We start from the raw sequence: 18,065 nt of genomic DNA, 5'->3' as shown, positions 1-18,065 counted from the left end.
CCCTCTGTCTGATCTTGCCAGACCCTAGACCGCGCGGATGGGCGAAGACCAGAGGCGCTCAGCGCCCCATCGCATAGAACTCGGGGTTCGGCGGGATCGAAGCCATGTTCACCAGCCGGTTCGACAGGCCGAAGAACGCCGTTATCCCGCCGATATCCCAGATATCGTCATCGGTGAAACCATGGGCGCGCAGCGCTTCGTAGTCAGCCTCCTCGACCTCCTGCGCCCGCAGGCTAACCTTCATCGCGAAATCGAGCATCGCCCGCTGGCGCGGCGTGATGTCGGACTTGCGGTAATTCACCGCGACCTGATCGGCGATCAGCGGGTTCTTGGCGCGGATGCGCAGGATCGCCCCATGTGCAATCACGCAATACTGGCACTCATTTGCCGCCGAAGTCGCCACGACGATCATCTCGCGCTCGGCGATCGTCAGGTTGCCAGGCCGCTCCATCAGCGCGTCGTGATAGGCGAAGAAGGCGCGGAACTCGTCGGGGCGATGCGCCAGGGCGAGGAAGATGTTCGGGATGAACCCGGCCTTCTCGTGAACCGCCTCGATCCGCGTGCGGATATCCTCTGGCATGTCGGCGAGTTGCGGCACCGGGTGCCGGCTGATCTGGTCTTGCATCTGGGGTCTCCTCTCTTTCGCCGCCACTATGCACAGTCGCGGCGAGGCCGAGGAAATGACGTTGCGGCAATCGCGATCAGACGTCGAGCGTGATCCAGACCGGAACGTGATCAGAGGGCTTGTCGCGGCCGCGGATTTCCTTGTCGATGCCGACATCGCGCAACAGGTCCGCCGCCTGCGGGGACAGCAGCAGATGGTCGATCCGGATGCCATTGTTTTTCTGCCAGGCGCCCGCCTGATAGTCCCAGAACGAGTAGTGCCCCGGCCCCTGCACCCGGGCACGGAAGGCCTCGGTGAAGCCAAGATTGAGGATACGGCGGAACGCCTCGCGGCTTTGCGGAAGCGCCAGCGCATCGCCGCGCCACGCTTCAGGCTTCGCGGCATCCTCGTCCTGCGGGATGATGTTGTAATCGCCCGCCATCACGAAGGGCTCCTCCAGTTCGAGCAGCGCCTCGGCCCGCGCCTGCATCCGCTCCATCCACGCGAGCTTGTAGGCGTATTTGCCGCCCGCGACAGGTCGCCCCGCATCGTCGAGTTCCACCGGGTTGCCGTTGGGCAGATAGAGGCCACAGAGCCGCACCGCGCCCTTCTCGCCGACGACGGTCGCCTCGATCCAGCGCGCCTGCTCGTCACCCTCATCGCCGGGCAGCCCCCGCGTCACATCCTCCAGCGGCAGTTTCGACAGGATCGCAACGCCGTTGAAACCTTTCTGCCCATGTGTCTCGACCGCGTAGCCGAGGTCCTCGAACAGCTCGCACGGGAAGCCCTCGTCGACCGACTTGATCTCCTGCAGCAGGACCACGTCCGGCTCGGCCTCCTTCAGCCAATCGACCAGCGCCTGATGGCGCGCCTTGATGCCGTTGATGTTGAAGGTGGCGATTTTCATGAGAGGCTCCGGCTTTGACAGTCGCGACAGGTGTAACGGATCGCGGCGGGCGCGGACAGGTCGGAGTTACTTCTCCGCCTCGTCCCCCTCTTCCTTTTCGATGCCGTGGCGCTCGAAAAGCTTGGTCTGCGACATGATGAAGACGATCAGGATGATCGGCAGGCCGAAAGTCTTGAAATCGACCCAGATCTCGTCCGACATCGTGCGCCAGACGATCTCGTTGGCCACCGCGAGCGCGAGGAACAGCCCCACGAAGCGCTTGGTCAGGATCATCCAGCCCTCATGCGCCATCGGGATCGCCTCGTTCATCACCAGCTGCAACCACGCCTTGCCGCGGATCAGCCCCGCCCCGAGAATACCCGCGAAGAGCAGATAGATGATGGTCGGCTTCATCTTGAAGAAGGTCGGATCGTTCAGCCAGACCGATAGCCCGCCGAAAATCAGCACCAGAACCAGCGTCGCGATCTGCATCGCCGAGATCTTGCGCGTCAAGGCCCACAGGATCAGCGTCGAGGCGGCGATCAACGGGATGAACAGCGCGGTGGCCACGACGAAGCCCGAATAGTCGGTGCCGAGGATCGCGTAGGTGCCGTCCTTGAGCCGGTTGAAGGCGACGAAGAAGACGATGAGCGGCCCCCAGTCGAGCGCCGCTTTCACCCACGGGGAAATCTTTTTCTCTGCCATCTGCCTTTACCTGCCTGCTATCTCAACGATCACGGCCCCCGCCGCGATCAGCGCCATCAGGGCCGTACGCCGCGGCCCAACTTTCTCGCCCAGCACGAGCCAGCCGATGAGGGCTGCGAAGACCGTCGAGGTCTCGCGCAGCACCGCCGCCTCGCCCACCTTGTCGAGCCGTGTCGCCAACATGATCGAGCCAAAGGAGAAATAAGCAACAATCGCGCCGATAACACCCCTCTTGATGAGCGGCACCATTTCCGAACTCGGCAGCTTCGTCCAGCGCCGCGCGGTGAAGATCGGCATGAACCAGCCGTCGATGAAGAAGAACCACGCCAGGAAGGTGAAGGGATCGGCGGTCGCCCGGATGCCATAGGCGTCATAGGTGGTGTAGAGCGCGACGAAGGCACCGGTCGCCACGGCGAGCATCAGCGCCGGCACCATCGTCTCTCGATCGACCGTCACATTGCGCAGGTTGTAGATCGCAAGACCGTAGATCCCGGCAAGAAGCGTGGCCACCCCGGCCCATTGGCCGATCGTGAAATGCTCTCCGAAGATAATCCCCGCCCCGATCACCGCGAAAAGCGGCCCGGTACCACGCACGACCGGGTAGACCACCGTATAGGCCCCACGCTGGTAGCAGGCCGCCTGCAGCAGCTTGTAGCCGACATGGATGAAGAACACGCCCACGAAGATCGGCCACATGTAGGGCTCGGGCCACGGCACCACGAAGAGCGCGAAAGGGGCCGCGATGATCCCGTAGCTCGCATCGATCGCGGCGCGGCTGAGCCACGGGTCGTGCCGCCCCTTCTGCAACGCCCCGAACAGCGCGTGCAGAAAGGCCGCGAGCAGCGCGAGGCCCAGCGCGAGGTGCTTGCCGGTCTCGGTGCCCGAGACAGAGATGATCCAGTCGCTCAAGGGGAAGTCCTTCGTGATCTCGGGCGCTAGGGGGCGCTGCCCCCTCTGGCCTCAGGGCCATTCACCCCCGGGATATTTCGACCAAGGGGAAGAGGAAAGGCGCAGGGCTCTCTTCGGGCTTGCACAAATATCCCGGGGGGCGCTCGCAAGCGCGGGGGGCGGCGCCCCCAATCGCGGGTTCAGTCTTCGAGGCCCACAAGGGCCTGCGCGAATTCCTCCGGATCGAAGGGCGCCAGATCGTCGAGCTGCTCTCCCACCCCGATCGCGTGGATCGGCAGGCCGAACTTGTCGGCCAGCGCGACCAGCACGCCGCCTTTCGCAGTGCCGTCGAGCTTGGTCATCACCAGCCCCGACACGTTCGAGATCTTGCGGAAGACATCGACCTGCTGCAGCGCGTTCTGCCCCGTCGTCGCATCGAGCACGAGAAGCGTGTTATGCGGCGCGGTCTCGTCGACCTTGCGGATCACGCGGACGATTTTCGCCAGCTCCTCCATCAGATCGGCGCGGTTCTGCAACCGGCCAGCCGTGTCGATCATCAGAAGGTCCGCCCCCTCGGCCTCGGCCTTCTTCATCGCGTCATAGGCAAGCGAAGCCGGGTCGGAACCTTCGGGCGCGGTCAGGACCGGCACGCCGGCGCGATCGCCCCAGACCTGCAGCTGTTCGACGGCGGCTGCGCGGAACGTGTCGCCCGCCGCGATCACGACCTGCTTGCCGGCTGCGCGGAATTGTGAGGCGAGCTTGCCGATCGTCGTGGTCTTGCCCGACCCGTTGACGCCCACCACCAGCACGACCTGCGGCTTCTTGGGGTAAAGCGGCAGAGGTTTCGCGACCGGCTCCATGATCCGGGCGACCTCTTGGGCCAGAAGCCCCTTGATCTCGGAAACCGAGAGCTTGCGACCCATCCGCCCCTCGGCAAGGTTTGCCGAGACGCGCAGCGCGGTGTCGACGCCCATGTCTGAGGCGATGAGCAGCTCTTCGAGGCTTTCCAGCATCTCGTCATCGAGGACACGGCGCGGCTCGGCGGGTTTCGCCTCTCCGCCGCCGAAGATGCGGCCCAGAAGGCTCGGCTTCTTCGGCTCGGGGTTTGGACGCTCGGGCGCGGGCTCGACGTCGAGCGGGGCCTTTGCGATCTGCGCGTGTTCCTCTTCGACCGGTTCGGTCACCGGCGCGGGCACGTAGCCGGGTGCGGGCGGCGTGGGATCGGGGAGGTTGATCGTCTCATCATGCCGGGGCTCGGGTTCGGGCTCCGGCCCCGGTTCGGCACGGCTCCGCGGCGCGGCCTCGGGGGAGGTCTCTGCGGGCGTCGCGGGCGCCGAAGGTTCCGGCGTCTCGGCGACCTCGTCTTCACTGGAGGCATTCTCGGCGACGATATCCTCGAGCCCCTGCTCGAGCTTTGAGGAAGAACGCGTCAGACGCGATTTGAGCTTTTTGAAAAACGACATGGATCAGGCCTTTCCTTACGCTCCACCTAGTTCATCGCAGTCCTGGATGGAAGGCTTATCCCCCGGCAAAACCCGATCCCGCGCCCCAGCCGATCAGCGCCTGACCGCCCCAGTAGAGCATCCAGAGCGCGCGCGCCGCGATCCGCTTACGTCCGGCGTCGTGCAGCACGAACATCTCCAGCGCGAGGATCAGGTCGGAAAGCACGAAGGCGAGGCTACCCAGGATCACCAGCAGATAGCCCGCGGGCAGGCCCATCGCCACCGCCGCCATCGCGACGATGATCCAGATGTAGGCCCGCACCGGCCAGCACAGCCCGCCCGTCCGCGGCATGAGCCAGAACTCCGCCGAGAGCCCCAGGGCGATGAGAGGGATGGTCCATGCCGAGGGCCGCGCGCCCATCTCGAGAAAGCCGATCAGATAGGCCAGATGCCCCGCCGCAAAGGCTGCCATGCCGATCAGGAAGGCGCGCTGGCCAGAGCGCGACAGGGCGAAGTCGCCCGCTGCACCAAGGGCGAGCCCCGCGAGGATCGCAAGCGGCGCGCCCAGGGCGGCCGCCATCGGGATCAGCGCTACGACGGAGGCGGTCTTCACGAGGGTTTTCGCGCTGCTTTCCCCCGCCCCCGCATGGCGTACGAGGTAGATTGCCGCGAAGACGGCGGCGATAACGAGGCTGATCGGAGCTGCGGACATCATCGCCACATCTGGCGCAGAAAAGCCCCGCCCCCGCAAGCTGAGTCACAAAATGGTCGAAATCGCCGAAAGAATGGCGCAAAACGATGGAACTTTCCATGTCGAGCGAACCGGACCCGCAGCACGTGACCCAAGGCAATGACCCGACGCGCAAGCGCCGCCTTCGCGGTGCGTTTGCAAATCTGCTGCGGCTCTCGCGCGAGATCCCGGGCGTCGACAGCTTCGCGGTCGTGACGCTTCTGCCGGTGCCGCTTTTGCTGGTGGCGGGCGTCTTCGGCGGGCTCGCGGCCTGGGCGGCGCTGGTCTGGATCGCGCTGTGCATGTTCCTCCTCGACGAGGCACTGAAGCATCCCTCTCCAGATGCGCCGGAAGGCTCGGAATTCCCGGCGGCCGATGCGCTGTCGACGACGCTGGCGGTGGTGCATTTCGTGCTGCTCGTGCTCGGCGTGGCGGCGATGTCAGGGCATTCGATGCTGGAGGGCCCGAGCTGGATCGCGGTCTGGCTGGCCTTCGGGCTGTTCTTCGGACAGGTGTCGAATTCCAACGCGCACGAGCTGATCCACCGGCCGGACAAACGGCTGTTTCTGCTGGGCAAATGGGTCTATATCTCGCTGCTCTTCGGCCATCACACCTCGGCGCATCGGCTGGTCCATCACCGTTTCGTCGCTACGCCGGACGATCCGAACTCGGCACAGCTTGGCGAGGGCTTCTGGTCCTTTGCGCCCCGGGCCTGGATCGGCAGCTTCGTCGGCGGCTACGAGATGGAGCGCAACCGCTTCGCCCGCCTGCCCGCGATCGATCCGAAAGCACCGCTGAGCGCGCAGATCAAGGCGAGGATCGCGCGGCTCGGCCCCTACCCGTCCTATCTGCTGGGCGGGCTGTGGTTCGCGGTGCTGTTCGGACTGCTCTTCGGGGCCGAGGGCGTGGTGGCCTATATCCTGCTCTGCGCCTATGCGCAGCTGCAGATCCTGCTCGCCGATTACGTCCAGCATTACGGGTTGTCGCGGCGGCGGCGGGGCGATGGCAGCTTCGATCCGGTCGATGCGCATCACAGCTGGGACGCGCCCGCGCCGATCACCTCGCTGTGGATGCTCAACGCGCCGCGCCACTCGGATCACCATGCGCATCCGGCGCGGGAATATCCCGCCCTTCGGCTTGGCGATCTGACCGAGCCGCAACGGCCCGTCCTGCCGCGCAGCCTACCCGCGATGGCGGCGCTGGCGCTGTTCCCGCCGCTCTGGCGCCGCGTCATGGACAAGCGCGTGAAGGCGCTGCAGCAGGACGAGCCACGCGGCGCCGAAGGGGCGAGCGCGCGCTAGGCAAGCGGGCCGCGATCTGGCAGGTTGGATCAATGCAACAGCCGGAGCCTCCCTCGATGCGGCCGATACTGATCCTGATGCTGGCCCTCGCGCCGAACCTGTCAGCTGCGGCCGACCCGCTCGGTCCGCCTCTCAATGCAGAGCAGTTCGATCAGCGCACCGTCGGGCGCACCATCACCTATTCGGTCTTCGGCCAGCCCTACGGGTCCGAGCAATACAAGCCCGGCCACAAGGTGATCTGGGCCTTCACCGAAAGCGAATGCAAGGAAGGTGACTGGTATCAGGACGGGCAGTATATCTGCTTCGATTACGGCGAATACGCGCCGCTGCAATGCTGGACCTTCTATGACACGGCGAAGGGGCTGGTCGCGCAGTTCAAGGGCGATCCCTCGCAGGAACCACTGGTGAGCCTGTCGGAAAGCCACGACCCGCTGATCTGTCAGGGGCCGGACGTCGGCGTATAGGTTTCAGAACAGGCTACCCTGAGACGGTCCCGGATCGGGCTTTTTCTTCTTCGGCTTCGGCGGCGTCGCACTGCCGCCACCGCCCGGAATGACCGCGAGCTTGCCATCGGCGAACTCGATCTCGAGACCGGACTGTTTCTCCGCCACCACCTGCGACGTCACCACGCCGTCGGGCCCGCGCACCACCGCATAACCACGCTTGAGCGTCTCTCGATAGCCCAGCGTCTGGCGCATCCGGTCGAGCCGCTCGAGCCGTTCGCGCTGCGCTTCGATCCGTACGGGCAGGCAGCGCTCCAGCCGGGTTTCCAGTCCCGTCAGCCGCTCCGCCCCTTCGCGGTTGCGCCTTTGCGCATCGCCGATCATCCGCACCCGCGCCGCATCCAACCGCCGCGCAAGCTGCGTGTGATCTTGCTTGGCGCGCCGCATCCGCGCCGCAGGTGCCGGAGCGAGCCGCGCCGACAGTCCGTCGATCTCCCGCGACCGATCCCGGATGAAGCGCCGAAGCAGGTTCGGCGAGATTTGCGCAGCCAGCGGCGCGAAACGGGTATTCTTGCGCAGAACCAGCGTGCGCAGCGCAGGCCCCAGCCGCTCGGCCCAGAGATCGAAGCTTTGCCTCGCCGGTTGCGTCAGCGCCTCGGGACGGCCCAGACCACGGGCCAGATCGCGCAGTCGCTGGCCCCGCTGATCGAGCCGCCCACGCGCCCCCCGCATCATCCGCGTCTGCGCCTCCGACAGCCAGGCGGCCAGTTCGGCGCGCACCGGCACCGCCATCTCAGCTGCGGCGGTGGGCGTGGGCGCGCGCCGGTCGGCGGCGTGATCCACAAGCGTCGTATCGGTCTCGTGGCCCACCGCCGAAATCACCGGGATGTCGCTTTCGGCCACGGCGCGGACCACGGCCTCTTCGTTGAAGCCCCAGAGGTCTTCGATCGAGCCGCCGCCGCGCGCGACGATGATCAGATCGGGGCGCGGGATTTTCCCGCCCGGCGCCAGCGCGTTGAAGCCCCGCACCGCGCGTGCCACTTCCGGAGCGCAAGCCTGCCCCTGAACCGCCACCGGCCAGATCAGCACATGGCGCGGGAAGCGGTCAGCGAGGCGGTGCAGGATGTCGCGGATCACCGCCCCCGAGGGCGAGGTCACCACCCCGATCACCCGCGGCAGCCACGGGATCGGCTTCTTGCGGCCCGCATCGAACAGCCCCTCGGCGGCCAGCGCCTTGCGCCGCGCCTCCAGCATCGCCATCAGCGCGCCTGCGCCCGCCGGCTCGACATTGTCGACGATCAACTGGTATTTGGATTGGCCCGCGAAGGTCGTCATCCGGCCCGTGGCGATGACCTCCATGCCCTCCTCTGGGCGGACCTGCATTTTCGCCACCTGCCCCTTCCAACTGACGGCAGCGATCACCGAGCGGTCGTCCTTTAGGTCGAAATACATATGGCCCGAGCGCGGCGTCGAGACACGGCCTACTTCGCCGCGCACCCGGACGCGGCCGAATTCCCCCTCGATCACCCGCTTCACCGCCCCGAGATCTCGGAGACCGTGTAGTCATGCGCGTTCGAGCCGTTTTCGTCGTCGAGAAGGTCCATCTGCCCGCCTTGTTTCGCGTTGGTCCGGGGCGCCTTGCCTCGGGGTTTCGCGCAGCTTAGAAGGCAGCAAAGCGAAGGCCAAGGGGGCGAGCGATGAACATTCTGGTTCTGGGCGGCGGCGGGCGCGAACATGCACTTGCTTGGGCGATCAAGCAAAATCCGAAATGCGACCGGCTGATCGTGGCCCCGGGCAATGCCGGGATCGCGCAGATCGCCGATTGCGCGGCGATCGACCCGAGCGATGCGGCGGCGGTGCTCGAACTTTGCGAAGCGAATGCGATCGATTTCGTGGTGATCGGGCCGGAAGCGCCGCTCGCCGCGGGTGTGGCCGATGCGCTGCGCGATCAGGGCATCCTGACCTTCGGCCCCTCGGCGGAGGCCGCGAAGCTGGAAGCCTCGAAAGCGTTCACCAAAGAGATTTGCGACGCCTGCAACGCGCCCACCGCAGCCTATGCCCGCTTCACCAGCGCGGAAGGCGCGAAGGGCTATGTCCGGGAACAGGGTGCGCCTATCGTGGTCAAGGCAGACGGCCTTGCCGCTGGCAAGGGCGTAATCGTCGCGATGACGCTCGATGAGGCCTTCAACGGCATCGACGAGATTTTCGGCGGCGCCTTCGGAAGCGCGGGCGCGGAAGTCGTGATCGAGGAATTCATGGAGGGCGAGGAAGCCTCTCTCTTCGTGCTTTGTGACGGCGAGAACGTGCTGGCCGTGGGCGGCGCGCAGGATCACAAACGTGTCGGCGAAGGCGATACCGGCCCGAATACCGGCGGTATGGGCGCCTATTCCCCCGCCCCGATCCTGAGCCCCGAGATCGAGGCCAAGGCGATGGACGAGATCGTCCGCCCCACCGTCGCCGAGATGGCCAAGCGCGGCACCCCTTTTCAGGGCGTCCTTTATGCCGGTCTGATGATCGAGAACGGCCAGCCGCGTCTCGTAGAATACAACGTACGCTTCGGCGATCCCGAATGTCAGGTGCTGATGCTGCGGCTCGGCGCACAGGCGCTCGACCTGCTGCTGGCCTGCGCGGAAGGGCGGCTGAACGAAGTGCAGGCGCAATGGGCGCCCGATCATGCGATGACGGTGGTTATGGCGGCACAGGGCTATCCCGGCGCCTATGAGAAAGGCTCGGTGATCGGCGGCCTCGACGCGCTGCCCGAGGACGGCTCGCACATGGTCTTCCACGCTGGCACCTCCGAGAAAGACGGCAAGATCGTCGCGAGCGGCGGCCGGGTTCTCAACGTGACAGCCCGCGGCGCGAGCCTGCAGGAAGCGCGCGACCGCGCCTACGCGATGGTCGATGCGATCGACTGGCCCGAAGGCTTCTGCCGCCGCGATATCGGCTGGCGGGCGCTGAACTGACCTGATGCATGGAGGGGGCTCTGCCCCCGCTCGCGTTCCGCGCGCCCCCCGGGATATTTCCACCAAGCCGAAGGCGCGCAACGAAGTCTTAACGACAGCTGCGTTAACAAAGAATCGCGGAACAGGCGGGGACGCCGATGACCGCCCAAGACGAAAGTGCCCGGCTCGCCCGCCCTTCTGCGGATCAAGTCGGGCATTTTTCGTTTTCGGCTTGGTCAAATATCCCGGGGGGCTGGCGCAGCCAGCGCGGGCAGAGCCCCCTCGCTTGGCGCATCCTGAGCCCGCCGGCTTGCGGTCCTCTTACCTCGCGAGGCGCTTCCAACGCACCTCGGTGCCGCCTGCCGAAACGTCAGGCAGAAATTTTCCCCTTCGCGCAAAATTTCCTCTTGCAGCCTACGCCGCTATCCCCTAAATCCGCCTCCACCGAACCGGCGCGGGCGTAGCTCAGGGGTAGAGCATAACCTTGCCAAGGTTAGGGTCGGGCGTTCGAATCGCCTCGCCCGCTCCAGTTCGGTCAAATACCCAAGGATGCGGGCGTAGCTCAGGGGTAGAGCATAACCTTGCCAAGGTTAGGGTCGGGCGTTCGAATCGCCTCGCCCGCTCCAATACAAAAAAGCCTCCCTTCGGGGAGGCTTTTGTTTTTCCGCCGCACCGATCCTGCAATCGACAGCAGCCTGCTTGAGCGCGCCCCCTGCCCCGGCCTATAAGGCGATGAGTTTCAAGGAGGCGCCCAATGCGCAAGGCCACGATCAGCCGCAACACCGCCGAGACCGAGATCAGCGTCGAGATCGATCTCGATGGCACCGGTCAGTATGACAACAAAACGGGCGTGGGCTTTTTCGACCACATGCTCGATCAGCTCGCACGGCATTCGCTGATCGACATGACCGTGCGGGCGAAGGGCGACCTGCATATCGACGATCACCACACGGTCGAGGATACCGGGATCGCGCTGGGTCAGGCCTTGGTGCAGGCGCTTGGCGACAAGCGCGGCATCCGCCGCTACGGCCATTTCGCACTGGCGATGGACGACACGCAGGTCTCCTGCGCGCTGGATCTGTCCGCGCGGCCGTTCTTCGTGTGGAATTGCAACATGCCCTCCCCGAAGATCGGCACGTTCGACACCGAACTGGTGCGAGAATTCTTCCAAGCCCTCGCCACCCATGGCGGGATCACGCTGCATATCGACCGCGTGCATGGCTTCAACAGCCACCACATCGCCGAAGCCGCGTTCAAATCGGTCGCCCGCGCCCTGCGCATGGCGGTCGAGCCCGATCCGCGCATGGGCGGCGTGCTGCCCTCGACCAAAGGGGCGCTTTGATGCTCACGGCACTGGTCGATTACGATTCGGGCAACCTTCACTCGGCAGAGAAGGCGTTTCAGCGCATGGCGAACGAGACGGGTCACGGCACGATCGTCGTGACCTCGGAGCCCGACGTCGTCGCGCGCGCCGACCGGATCGTGCTGCCGGGCGACGGGGCGTTTCCGTCCTGCAGCGCGGCGCTCTATCGCTTCGAGGGGCTGGCGCAGGCGATCGAGGAGGCGGTGACCGTGAAGGGCCGCCCCTTCCTCGGGATCTGCATCGGCATGCAGATGCTCGCGACGCGCGGGTTGGAATTCCGCGAGACCGAGGGCTTCGGCTGGATCCCCGGCGAAGTGGTGAAGATCGAACCCTCCGATCCGTCGATGAAAGTCCCGCATATGGGCTGGAACGATCTGGTGGTCGGCTACAATCACCCGGTTCTGAGCGGCATCAACACCGGCGATCACGCCTATTTCGTGCATAGCTACCACTTCAACGTAGCCGAGCCTGAGCACCGTCTGGCCTATGCCGAATATGGTGCGGAGATCACCGCGATCGTGGGCCGTGACAATATCGTGGGCACCCAATTCCACCCCGAGAAGTCGCAGGCGACCGGGTTGCGGCTGATTGCGAATTTCCTCGGCTGGAAGCCCTGATGGCCCCCAAGGCGGTTCTGTCGTGGTCGTCGGGCAAGGATTGCGCGATGGCGCTGCATGCTTGCCGGACCGAAGGCCACGCGGATGTCGTGGCGCTGCTGTCCACGACCAACGAGGCTTTCGACCGGGTCGCGATGCACGGCACCCGCAATGAGTTGCTGCGCCGTCAGGCGAAGGCCACGGGCCTGCCGCTGATCGAGGTGCCGCTGCCCTGGCCCTGCTCGAACGAGGATTACGAGGCGCGGATGGCCTCTGCCATGGATCAGGTGAAGGCGCTAGGCGTCGAGACGATGGTCTTCGGCGATCTTTTCCTCGAAGACGTGCGCGATTACCGGATCGAGAAGCTGAAGCCGCTCGGCGTCGAGGCGCTGTTTCCGCTCTGGCAGCGGCCTACGGACCAGCTGGCGCGTGAGATGATCGCGGCGGGGTTCGTCACGCATCTGGTGACGGTGGACCCGAGCAAGCTCGACCCCAGCTTCGCGGGGCGGCGTTTCGATGAAAGCCTGCTGGCCGATCTGCCCGAAGGCGTCGATCCCTGCGGCGAGAATGGCGAGTTTCACACCGCCGTCAGCGCGGGTCCGATCTTCGACGCGCCGATCCCGGTGCGGGTGGGCGAAACCGTTATGCGCGACGGCTTCGCCTATGCCGATCTGATCCCGGAGTAACTCCGGCGAGAAATCCCGGCCCGCCGCATCCGCGCAAGGCCGGGGAGAAAAGTCACTTCACGCGCTGCCAGTCCTGCGATTTGCAGAAGAGGCCGCCGGCCACACAACCCGCCAGCGCCATCGCGTTGCCCTGAACGGTAATCTTGCCGAGGTAGATCTTGTTGTTCGACGGACGCCAGACCTTGCCCTTGTACTTGTTGTCGCCCTGGGGCTCCATTCCGATCACGAGTTGCTTGCCGAGATTCTCCGACTTGTACTCGCTGCCGCCCTTGAAGGTGCGCACGATGGTCCCGCAGAATTTCGCACCGCAGGGCGCGATGTCCACATAGGCATAGGCGCCGTCATCGGGCTGCGTCTTCCAGGTGCCCTCGATCGGGTCGGCCAGCGCCGCACCTGCGCCCAATGCCAAAGTCACCGCGGCGATCATCAATGTCTTCATGGCAAATCTCCTCCCTTTTGCCTGCTGGCCGCATCAGGCCATGCAAGACCGATTCCCGGCAAGACTGACGTGACGTCCGCGTCAGGCTTGGAAAATCCGCGAACCCGTGGCAAGAGGCGACGCGACAAATCAGGAGAGCCCCGATGATCCTCTACCCCGCGATCGACCTCAAGGATGGCCAATGCGTGCGCTTGCTGCATGGCGAGATGGACAAGGCCACGGTCTTCGGCGACGACCCCGCGGCGCAGGCGGCCAAATTCGAGGCGGCGGGCTGCGAATGGGTGCATCTGGTGGACCTCAACGGCGCCTTCGCGGGCGAGCCGGTGAACGCCGCCGCCGTCGAGGCGATCCTGTCGCGCATCAAGGTGCCCGCACAGCTGGGCGGCGGTATCCGCGACATGGCGACGATCGAGCGCTGGCTGGATAAAGGGCTTGCGCGGGTGATCCTCGGCACCGTCGCAGTCGAGAACCCCGATCTGGTGCGCGAGGCGGCGAAAGCCTTCCCCGGCCAGGTGGCCGTCGGAATCGACGCGCGCAACGGCAAGGTGGCGACCAAGGGCTGGGCGGAAGAGACCGATGTGATGGTCACCGATCTGGCGAAATCGTTTGAGGACGCGGGCGTCGCCGCAATCATCTACACCGACATCATGCGCGATGGCGCTATGGGTGGACCGAACATCGCCGCGACCGAGGCGCTGGCGCGCGCGGTCGAGATCCCGGTGATCGCGAGCGGTGGGGTCTCCTCCCTGCCCGACCTGATCGCACTGCGCGACACCGGCGTGATCGCGGGCGCGATCTCGGGGCGCGCGATCTATGACGGGGCACTCGATCTGACCGAGGCGCTGGCTGCGTTGCGCGCCTGACGCAGCGCAGAGGAAATCCCGCAAAAGTGACACAAATCATTGCGTGCTGTGATTTTCCGCGTGAGGCTGGAGCCAGCGTTAACACCAAGTGTGGAGTGTGCCATGAAACGCATGATGACGATTGCCGCGGTGACTGCTTGCCTCGCAAGCGCCGCGGTGGCGAATGATACAAAGGGGTTTGTGGGTCTGAACTGGACCTTCGGCCCAGGCGCGAGCGGCCTCGAAGGGGTGTTCGGCGCGATGAATTACGACCTCGATCCGGATGGCGACATCCACGGGGCGAAACTTTCGCTGCATCTCGGCATGGGCCCGGGGCCCGTGCAGGGCAAGATCAAGTTCGCGGGTGTCGCCGGTCAGGACGACGCGATGGCCGAGCTGGGCATGGGCTATGGCAGCCGTGGCTGGTTCGGCACGGGCGGGCTGATGGGCAAACATTGGACCGTTGGCGGCGATCTGTTCTTCAACGGCGGTTGGGAAGGCTTCGGCGGTATTCACAGCCTGAAATTCGATCCTCCGAAGGCTCCGCTGTCGCCCGGCTGAGTCAAATCGGGCAATCGATCGCATAAAGACAGGGCGGCTTCGGCCGCCCTTTCACATGGCTCAGGCGCCCACGGATTTGCGCACCATATCCCAGTAGATATCGGCGACCATGGCGCGGCTCAGGCGTCCGCCTTCGCGGAACCATGTATTCACGCCGGTCAGCATCGCGATGATCGCCATCGTCGCGAGTTTCGTGTCGGGGATCAGGAAAACGCCTTCGTCCTGTCCCGCCTTCAGGATCTCTTCCAGCTCGGTCTCGTAGGTCTTGCGCAGCCCCTCGATCACCGCGAAATTCTCCGGGCTCAGGTTGCGCAGTTCCATGTAGCTGAGGAACACAGCCTCGGCCCGCTCGAGGTTGAAGCGGATGTGGAAGCGCACGAAACGCTCCAGCCGCGCATGGGCGTCGCCCCCGGCAGGCTCGGCGCGCCATGCGGCGATCAGCTCGTCCATATGGGTCTTGAGCAGATCGAAAAGCAGCGCTTCCTTGTCGGACGTATAGAGGTAGAGAGCCCCCGCCTGCACCCCCACCGCGCCCGCGATCTGGCGCATCGAAACGGCGGCAAAGCCGTACCGCGCAAAGAGCCTTTGCGCCTCGGCGCGGATCTTCGGGCCGGTAATCTCTGAATGGGAGCCTGTCTTGCGTGCCATGATACCGACGCTAACTGAACAAGCGTTCAATATCAAACCCGATTTGCGACCCAATCGGCACTGGCACTGGGGCCGCGCGCGCAATAGTTTGGCAGCGTCCCGAGAGGAGAGACCATGCGCGCCCCTGCCCTGATTGCCCTGTTTGCCCTGCTGGCCTCGCTGACCGCCTGTTCGAAGCGGTCGACGGAGGGCTATCCGGCGCTGCTGCCGATGGACGAGATCCTGACCGATCAACCTCTCACCCCCGATCCGGCCCCCGAGCTGGAGGCGCGCGCCGATGCGTTGCGCGCCCGCGCAGACACGATGCGCAACCAATAAAATCTCGCCACGGCGCGGTTGAAGCCGCACGCCGCGTTGCCCTGCCTGCGCTTTCCCGCTAACAGGGCGCAAACCACCAAGTTTCGCTCATGAGGTCCCTATGTCCGCCGTCTCCGATACCGCACCCTTGCGTCTTGGCATCGCGGGTCTCGGCACCGTGGGCATCGGTGTGGTGAAGATCGTGCAGCGCCATGCCGATCTGCTGGAAGCCCGCGCGGGCCGCCTGATCGAAATCACCGCCGTCTCGGCGCGCGACCGCACCAAGAACCGCGATGCGGACCTGTCGAGCTATGCATGGGAAGACGATGCGGTGACGCTCGCGCAGCGCGACGATATTGACGTCTTTGTCGAACTGATGGGCGGCCATGAAGGCCCCGCGAAGGACGCCACCGAAGCCGCGCTGAAAGCGGGCAAGGACGTGGTCACCGCGAACAAGGCGCTGCTCGCGCATCACGGTCAGGCGCTGGCGGAACTCGCCGAAAGCCTCGGCCGCACGATCCGCTACGAGGCCGCCGTCGCAGGCGGCATCCCGGTCATCAAGACGCTGACCGAAGGGCTTGCGGGCAACGGCATCCGCCGCGTGATGGGCGTGATGAACGGCACCTGCAACTACATCCTGACACGGATGGAAGATGCTGGCCTGCCTTATGACACGGTGTTCGAGGAGGCGCGCGCGCTTGGCTATCTCGAGGCCGATCCGAACCTCGATGTGGGCGGCATCGACGCGGGCCACAAGCTTGCCATCCTCGCCGCCATCGCCTTTGGCACGCAGGTCGCCTTCGACGACGTGACGCTGGAAGGGATCGGGCGCATCTCGATCGACGATATCCGCCGCGCGGGCGATATGGGCTACAAGATCAAGCTGCTGGGCGTCGCGCAGATGACCGGCCGCGGGCTGGAGCAGCGCATGACGCCGTGCCTCGTGCCCGCCACCTCGCCACTAGGACAGCTGACCGGCGGCACCAACATGACCGTGCTGGAAGGCGACTCGGTCGGTCAGATCGTGCTGCGTGGCGCAGGCGCGGGCGAAGGCCCCACCGCGAGCGCCGTTATGGCCGACGTGATGGACCTCGCGCGCGGGTTGCGGCTGCCGGTCTTCGGCCAGCCCGCCGACAAGCTCGAGGCCCCCACCCCCGCCGTGACCGCGATTGCGGCACCCTATTACCTGCGCCTGCAGCTGTCGGACAAACCCGGCGCGCTGGCGAAAGTCGCGACCGTTCTGGGCGAGGCGGGCGTCTCGATCAGCCGGATGCGCCAATACGGCCATGCTGACACCTCGGCTCCGGTGCTGATTGTCACCCACAAGACGACGCGCGACGCGATCGACGCGGCGATCAACGCGCTGCCCGCGACCCGCGTCGTCGAGGGCGAGCCGGTCGCAATCCGCATCGAAGAAGTCTGAGCATCGCGCGGCGAGAGCCATTCCGCCGCGCACCGCATTCCTGCTGATCTGACGCCGGGCGGCACCATAAGGCGCGCCCTATCCTGTCACGCCGGTTACATCGCCGTATCTTTTCACACCGCAAACGGCATAAGACCCCGGCTTGCGCGCCATTTTTCGCCGCGACAGGGGCTCGCCCCGCATGTTAGCGCTCCCGGGGTTGCCCTTCGGTCTCCCACAGGCTTTACCTGTCCGCAGCCCGTAACGCCCAGGCAGACAGGAAGACCTAAATGACCCCTCCGATTGATTTCAACGACCGCATGCTTTCGCTGGGCCTCGCCCGCGTGTCGGAAGCGGCGGCTCATGCATCAGCCGACCTGATCGGTCGCGGCGACGAGAAGGCCGCCGATCAGGCCGCGGTGAACGCGATGCGCGATCAGCTCAACAAGCTGGAAATCCGGGGCACCGTGGTCATCGGGGAAGGCGAGCGCGACGAGGCGCCGATGCTCTATATCGGGGAGGAAGTCGGCCAGGGCGTCGGCCCCGAGGTGGATATCGCGCTCGACCCGCTGGAAGGCACGACGCTGACTGCGAAGGACATGCCCAACGCGCTCACCGTGATCGCGATGGCGCCGCGCGGCACGATGCTGCACGCGCCCGACGTCTACATGGACAAGCTCGCGATCGGCCCGGGCTACGAGAAGGACGTGGTCTCGCTCGATATGACCCCGACCGAGCGCGTTCAAGCACTGGCCAAGGCGCAAGGCGTCGAAACCAAGGACATTGCGGTCTGCATCCTCGACCGTCCGCGCCATGAAGACATGATCGCCGAGGTTCGCGAGACCGGCGCGAAGATCCGCCTCATCACCGATGGCGACGTGGCGGGTGTCATTCACTGCGCCGAGCCCGATTTCACTGGCATCGACATGTATATGGGTTCGGGCGGCGCGCCCGAGGGCGTGTTGGCAGCCTCGGCGCTGAAATGCATGGGCGGCCAGATGTGGGGCAAGCTGTTGTTCCGCAACGACGACGAGCGGGGCCGCGCGAAGAAGGCGGGCATCACCGACCTCGACAAGGTCTATGCGCGCGACGACATGGTGCGCTCGGACGTGATCTTCGCCGCGACCGGCGTGACCGACGGGTCCATCGTGAAGGGCGTGAAGCGCGAGCCGACCTATATCGAATCCGAGACGATGCTGATGCGGTCGAAGACCGGCTCGCTGCGCCGCGTGATCTACCGCAACCCTGTGAAGTAACCGGCGCGTCTGGATATTTTTATCGAGAAGAAGA

General features: G+C 65.5%; 19 protein-coding genes, 2 tRNA genes and 1 pseudogene. 13 read left to right on the top strand and 9 right to left on the bottom strand.

Annotated features, from left to right (window positions below):
- Window positions 1-58: 58 nt before the first annotated feature.
- The 6 genes from BMG03_RS07035 to BMG03_RS07010 form a co-directional block, all read right to left on the bottom strand.
- On the bottom strand, window positions 59-625 hold the full coding sequence (locus tag BMG03_RS07035) for a peroxidase-related enzyme (protein ID WP_075776119.1): 567 nt from the start codon (window positions 623-625) through the stop codon (window positions 59-61).
- A 76-nt stretch (window positions 626-701) separates the two neighbouring features.
- On the bottom strand, window positions 702-1,511 hold the full coding sequence (gene xth, locus BMG03_RS07030) for an exodeoxyribonuclease III (protein WP_075776120.1): 810 nt from the start codon (window positions 1,509-1,511) through the stop codon (window positions 702-704).
- Window positions 1,512-1,577: 66 nt separating this feature from the next.
- The gene (locus tag BMG03_RS07025) at window positions 1,578-2,195 is read right to left on the bottom strand and encodes an inner membrane-spanning protein YciB (protein ID WP_075776121.1); all 618 of its coding nucleotides are present in this window, start codon (window positions 2,193-2,195) and stop codon (window positions 1,578-1,580) included.
- A 6-nt stretch (window positions 2,196-2,201) separates the two neighbouring features.
- Window positions 2,202-3,104 carry an EamA family transporter gene (locus tag BMG03_RS07020; protein ID WP_075776122.1) on the bottom strand — a complete coding sequence of 301 codons (903 nt, stop codon included), beginning with the start codon at window positions 3,102-3,104 and terminating at the stop codon, window positions 2,202-2,204.
- Between the two features lie 179 nt (window positions 3,105-3,283).
- Window positions 3,284-4,546 carry a signal recognition particle-docking protein FtsY gene (gene ftsY, locus BMG03_RS07015; RefSeq protein ID WP_075776123.1) on the bottom strand — a complete coding sequence of 421 codons (1,263 nt, stop codon included), beginning with the start codon at window positions 4,544-4,546 and terminating at the stop codon, window positions 3,284-3,286.
- 55 nt (window positions 4,547-4,601) lie between these two features.
- Complete coding sequence (locus BMG03_RS07010; RefSeq protein WP_077701155.1) at window positions 4,602-5,240, bottom strand: lysoplasmalogenase; 639 nt, start codon at window positions 5,238-5,240, stop codon at window positions 4,602-4,604.
- Window positions 5,241-5,335: 95 nt separating this feature from the next.
- Here BMG03_RS07010 and BMG03_RS07005 point away from each other — a divergent pair, with 95 nt between their 5' ends.
- Together BMG03_RS07005 and BMG03_RS07000 are read left to right on the top strand one after the other, a co-directional pair.
- A complete protein-coding gene (locus BMG03_RS07005) occupies window positions 5,336-6,556 on the top strand; it encodes an alkane 1-monooxygenase (protein ID WP_077701367.1) in 1,221 nt (406 codons plus the stop codon).
- Between the two features lie 56 nt (window positions 6,557-6,612).
- Window positions 6,613-7,020 carry a hypothetical protein gene (locus tag BMG03_RS07000; RefSeq protein ID WP_075776124.1) on the top strand — a complete coding sequence of 136 codons (408 nt, stop codon included), beginning with the start codon at window positions 6,613-6,615 and terminating at the stop codon, window positions 7,018-7,020.
- 3 nt (window positions 7,021-7,023) lie between these two features.
- On the opposite strand, the pseudogene xseA reads toward BMG03_RS07000, so the two are convergent.
- A pseudogene (gene xseA, locus BMG03_RS06995) lies at window positions 7,024-8,603 on the bottom strand (exodeoxyribonuclease VII large subunit).
- Window positions 8,604-8,696: 93 nt separating this feature from the next.
- On the opposite strand from xseA, the gene purD reads away from it, so the two are divergent.
- The 6 genes from purD to BMG03_RS06965 all read left to right on the top strand — a co-directional run bounded on the left by purD (window position 8,697) and on the right by BMG03_RS06965 (window position 12,586).
- The gene (gene purD / locus BMG03_RS06990) at window positions 8,697-9,962 is read left to right on the top strand and encodes a phosphoribosylamine--glycine ligase (protein ID WP_075776126.1); all 1,266 of its coding nucleotides are present in this window, start codon (window positions 8,697-8,699) and stop codon (window positions 9,960-9,962) included.
- 433 nt (window positions 9,963-10,395) lie between these two features.
- Window positions 10,396-10,470: transfer RNA gene (locus BMG03_RS06985), tRNA-Gly, on the top strand.
- A gap of 22 nt (window positions 10,471-10,492) precedes the next feature.
- Window positions 10,493-10,567: transfer RNA gene (locus BMG03_RS06980), tRNA-Gly, on the top strand.
- Between the two features lie 128 nt (window positions 10,568-10,695).
- Complete coding sequence (hisB, locus tag BMG03_RS06975; protein ID WP_075776127.1) at window positions 10,696-11,283, top strand: imidazoleglycerol-phosphate dehydratase HisB; 588 nt, start codon at window positions 10,696-10,698, stop codon at window positions 11,281-11,283.
- A complete protein-coding gene (hisH, locus tag BMG03_RS06970) occupies window positions 11,283-11,921 on the top strand; it encodes an imidazole glycerol phosphate synthase subunit HisH (protein ID WP_075776128.1) in 639 nt (212 codons plus the stop codon). The genes hisB and hisH overlap by 1 nt, the downstream gene beginning before the upstream one ends.
- A complete protein-coding gene (locus tag BMG03_RS06965) occupies window positions 11,921-12,586 on the top strand; it encodes a Dph6-related ATP pyrophosphatase (RefSeq protein WP_075776129.1) in 666 nt (221 codons plus the stop codon). Before hisH ends, BMG03_RS06965 begins: the two co-directional genes overlap by 1 nt.
- Window positions 12,587-12,638: 52 nt before the next feature.
- Here the strand turns inward: BMG03_RS06965 and BMG03_RS06960 are convergent, their stop codons facing one another.
- Complete coding sequence (locus BMG03_RS06960; RefSeq protein WP_075776130.1) at window positions 12,639-13,025, bottom strand: DUF2147 domain-containing protein; 387 nt, start codon at window positions 13,023-13,025, stop codon at window positions 12,639-12,641.
- A gap of 143 nt (window positions 13,026-13,168) precedes the next feature.
- Between BMG03_RS06960 and hisA the strand changes: the two genes are divergently transcribed.
- Together hisA and BMG03_RS06950 are read left to right on the top strand one after the other, a co-directional pair.
- Complete coding sequence (hisA, locus tag BMG03_RS06955; protein WP_075776131.1) at window positions 13,169-13,888, top strand: 1-(5-phosphoribosyl)-5-[(5-phosphoribosylamino)methylideneamino]imidazole-4-carboxamide isomerase; 720 nt, start codon at window positions 13,169-13,171, stop codon at window positions 13,886-13,888.
- 102 nt (window positions 13,889-13,990) lie between these two features.
- Entirely contained in the window at window positions 13,991-14,428 is a 438-nt protein-coding gene (locus BMG03_RS06950; RefSeq protein ID WP_075776132.1) for a hypothetical protein, read from the top strand.
- Window positions 14,429-14,488: 60 nt separating this feature from the next.
- Here BMG03_RS06950 and BMG03_RS06945 read toward each other — a convergent pair whose 3' ends face one another.
- The gene (locus tag BMG03_RS06945; protein ID WP_075776133.1) at window positions 14,489-15,076 is read right to left on the bottom strand and encodes a TetR/AcrR family transcriptional regulator; all 588 of its coding nucleotides are present in this window, start codon (window positions 15,074-15,076) and stop codon (window positions 14,489-14,491) included.
- A gap of 114 nt (window positions 15,077-15,190) precedes the next feature.
- Here BMG03_RS06945 and BMG03_RS06940 point away from each other — a divergent pair, with 114 nt between their 5' ends.
- The 3 genes from BMG03_RS06940 to glpX all read left to right on the top strand — a co-directional run bounded on the left by BMG03_RS06940 (window position 15,191) and on the right by glpX (window position 18,031).
- Complete coding sequence (locus BMG03_RS06940) at window positions 15,191-15,394, top strand: hypothetical protein (protein WP_075776134.1); 204 nt, start codon at window positions 15,191-15,193, stop codon at window positions 15,392-15,394.
- A gap of 100 nt (window positions 15,395-15,494) precedes the next feature.
- On the top strand, window positions 15,495-16,796 hold the full coding sequence (locus BMG03_RS06935; RefSeq protein WP_075776135.1) for a homoserine dehydrogenase: 1,302 nt from the start codon (window positions 15,495-15,497) through the stop codon (window positions 16,794-16,796).
- 269 nt (window positions 16,797-17,065) lie between these two features.
- Window positions 17,066-18,031, top strand: coding sequence for a class II fructose-bisphosphatase (gene glpX / locus BMG03_RS06930; RefSeq protein WP_075776136.1), 966 nt, complete (start codon window positions 17,066-17,068; stop codon window positions 18,029-18,031).
- Window positions 18,032-18,065: the final 34 nt, after the last annotated feature.

The organism is Thioclava nitratireducens (genome assembly GCF_001940525.2).
Classification (GTDB): domain Bacteria; phylum Pseudomonadota; class Alphaproteobacteria; order Rhodobacterales; family Rhodobacteraceae; genus Thioclava; species Thioclava nitratireducens.
Note: the sequence above shows the minus strand (reverse complement) of the source record. Positions and strands in the feature narration are given on the sequence as shown.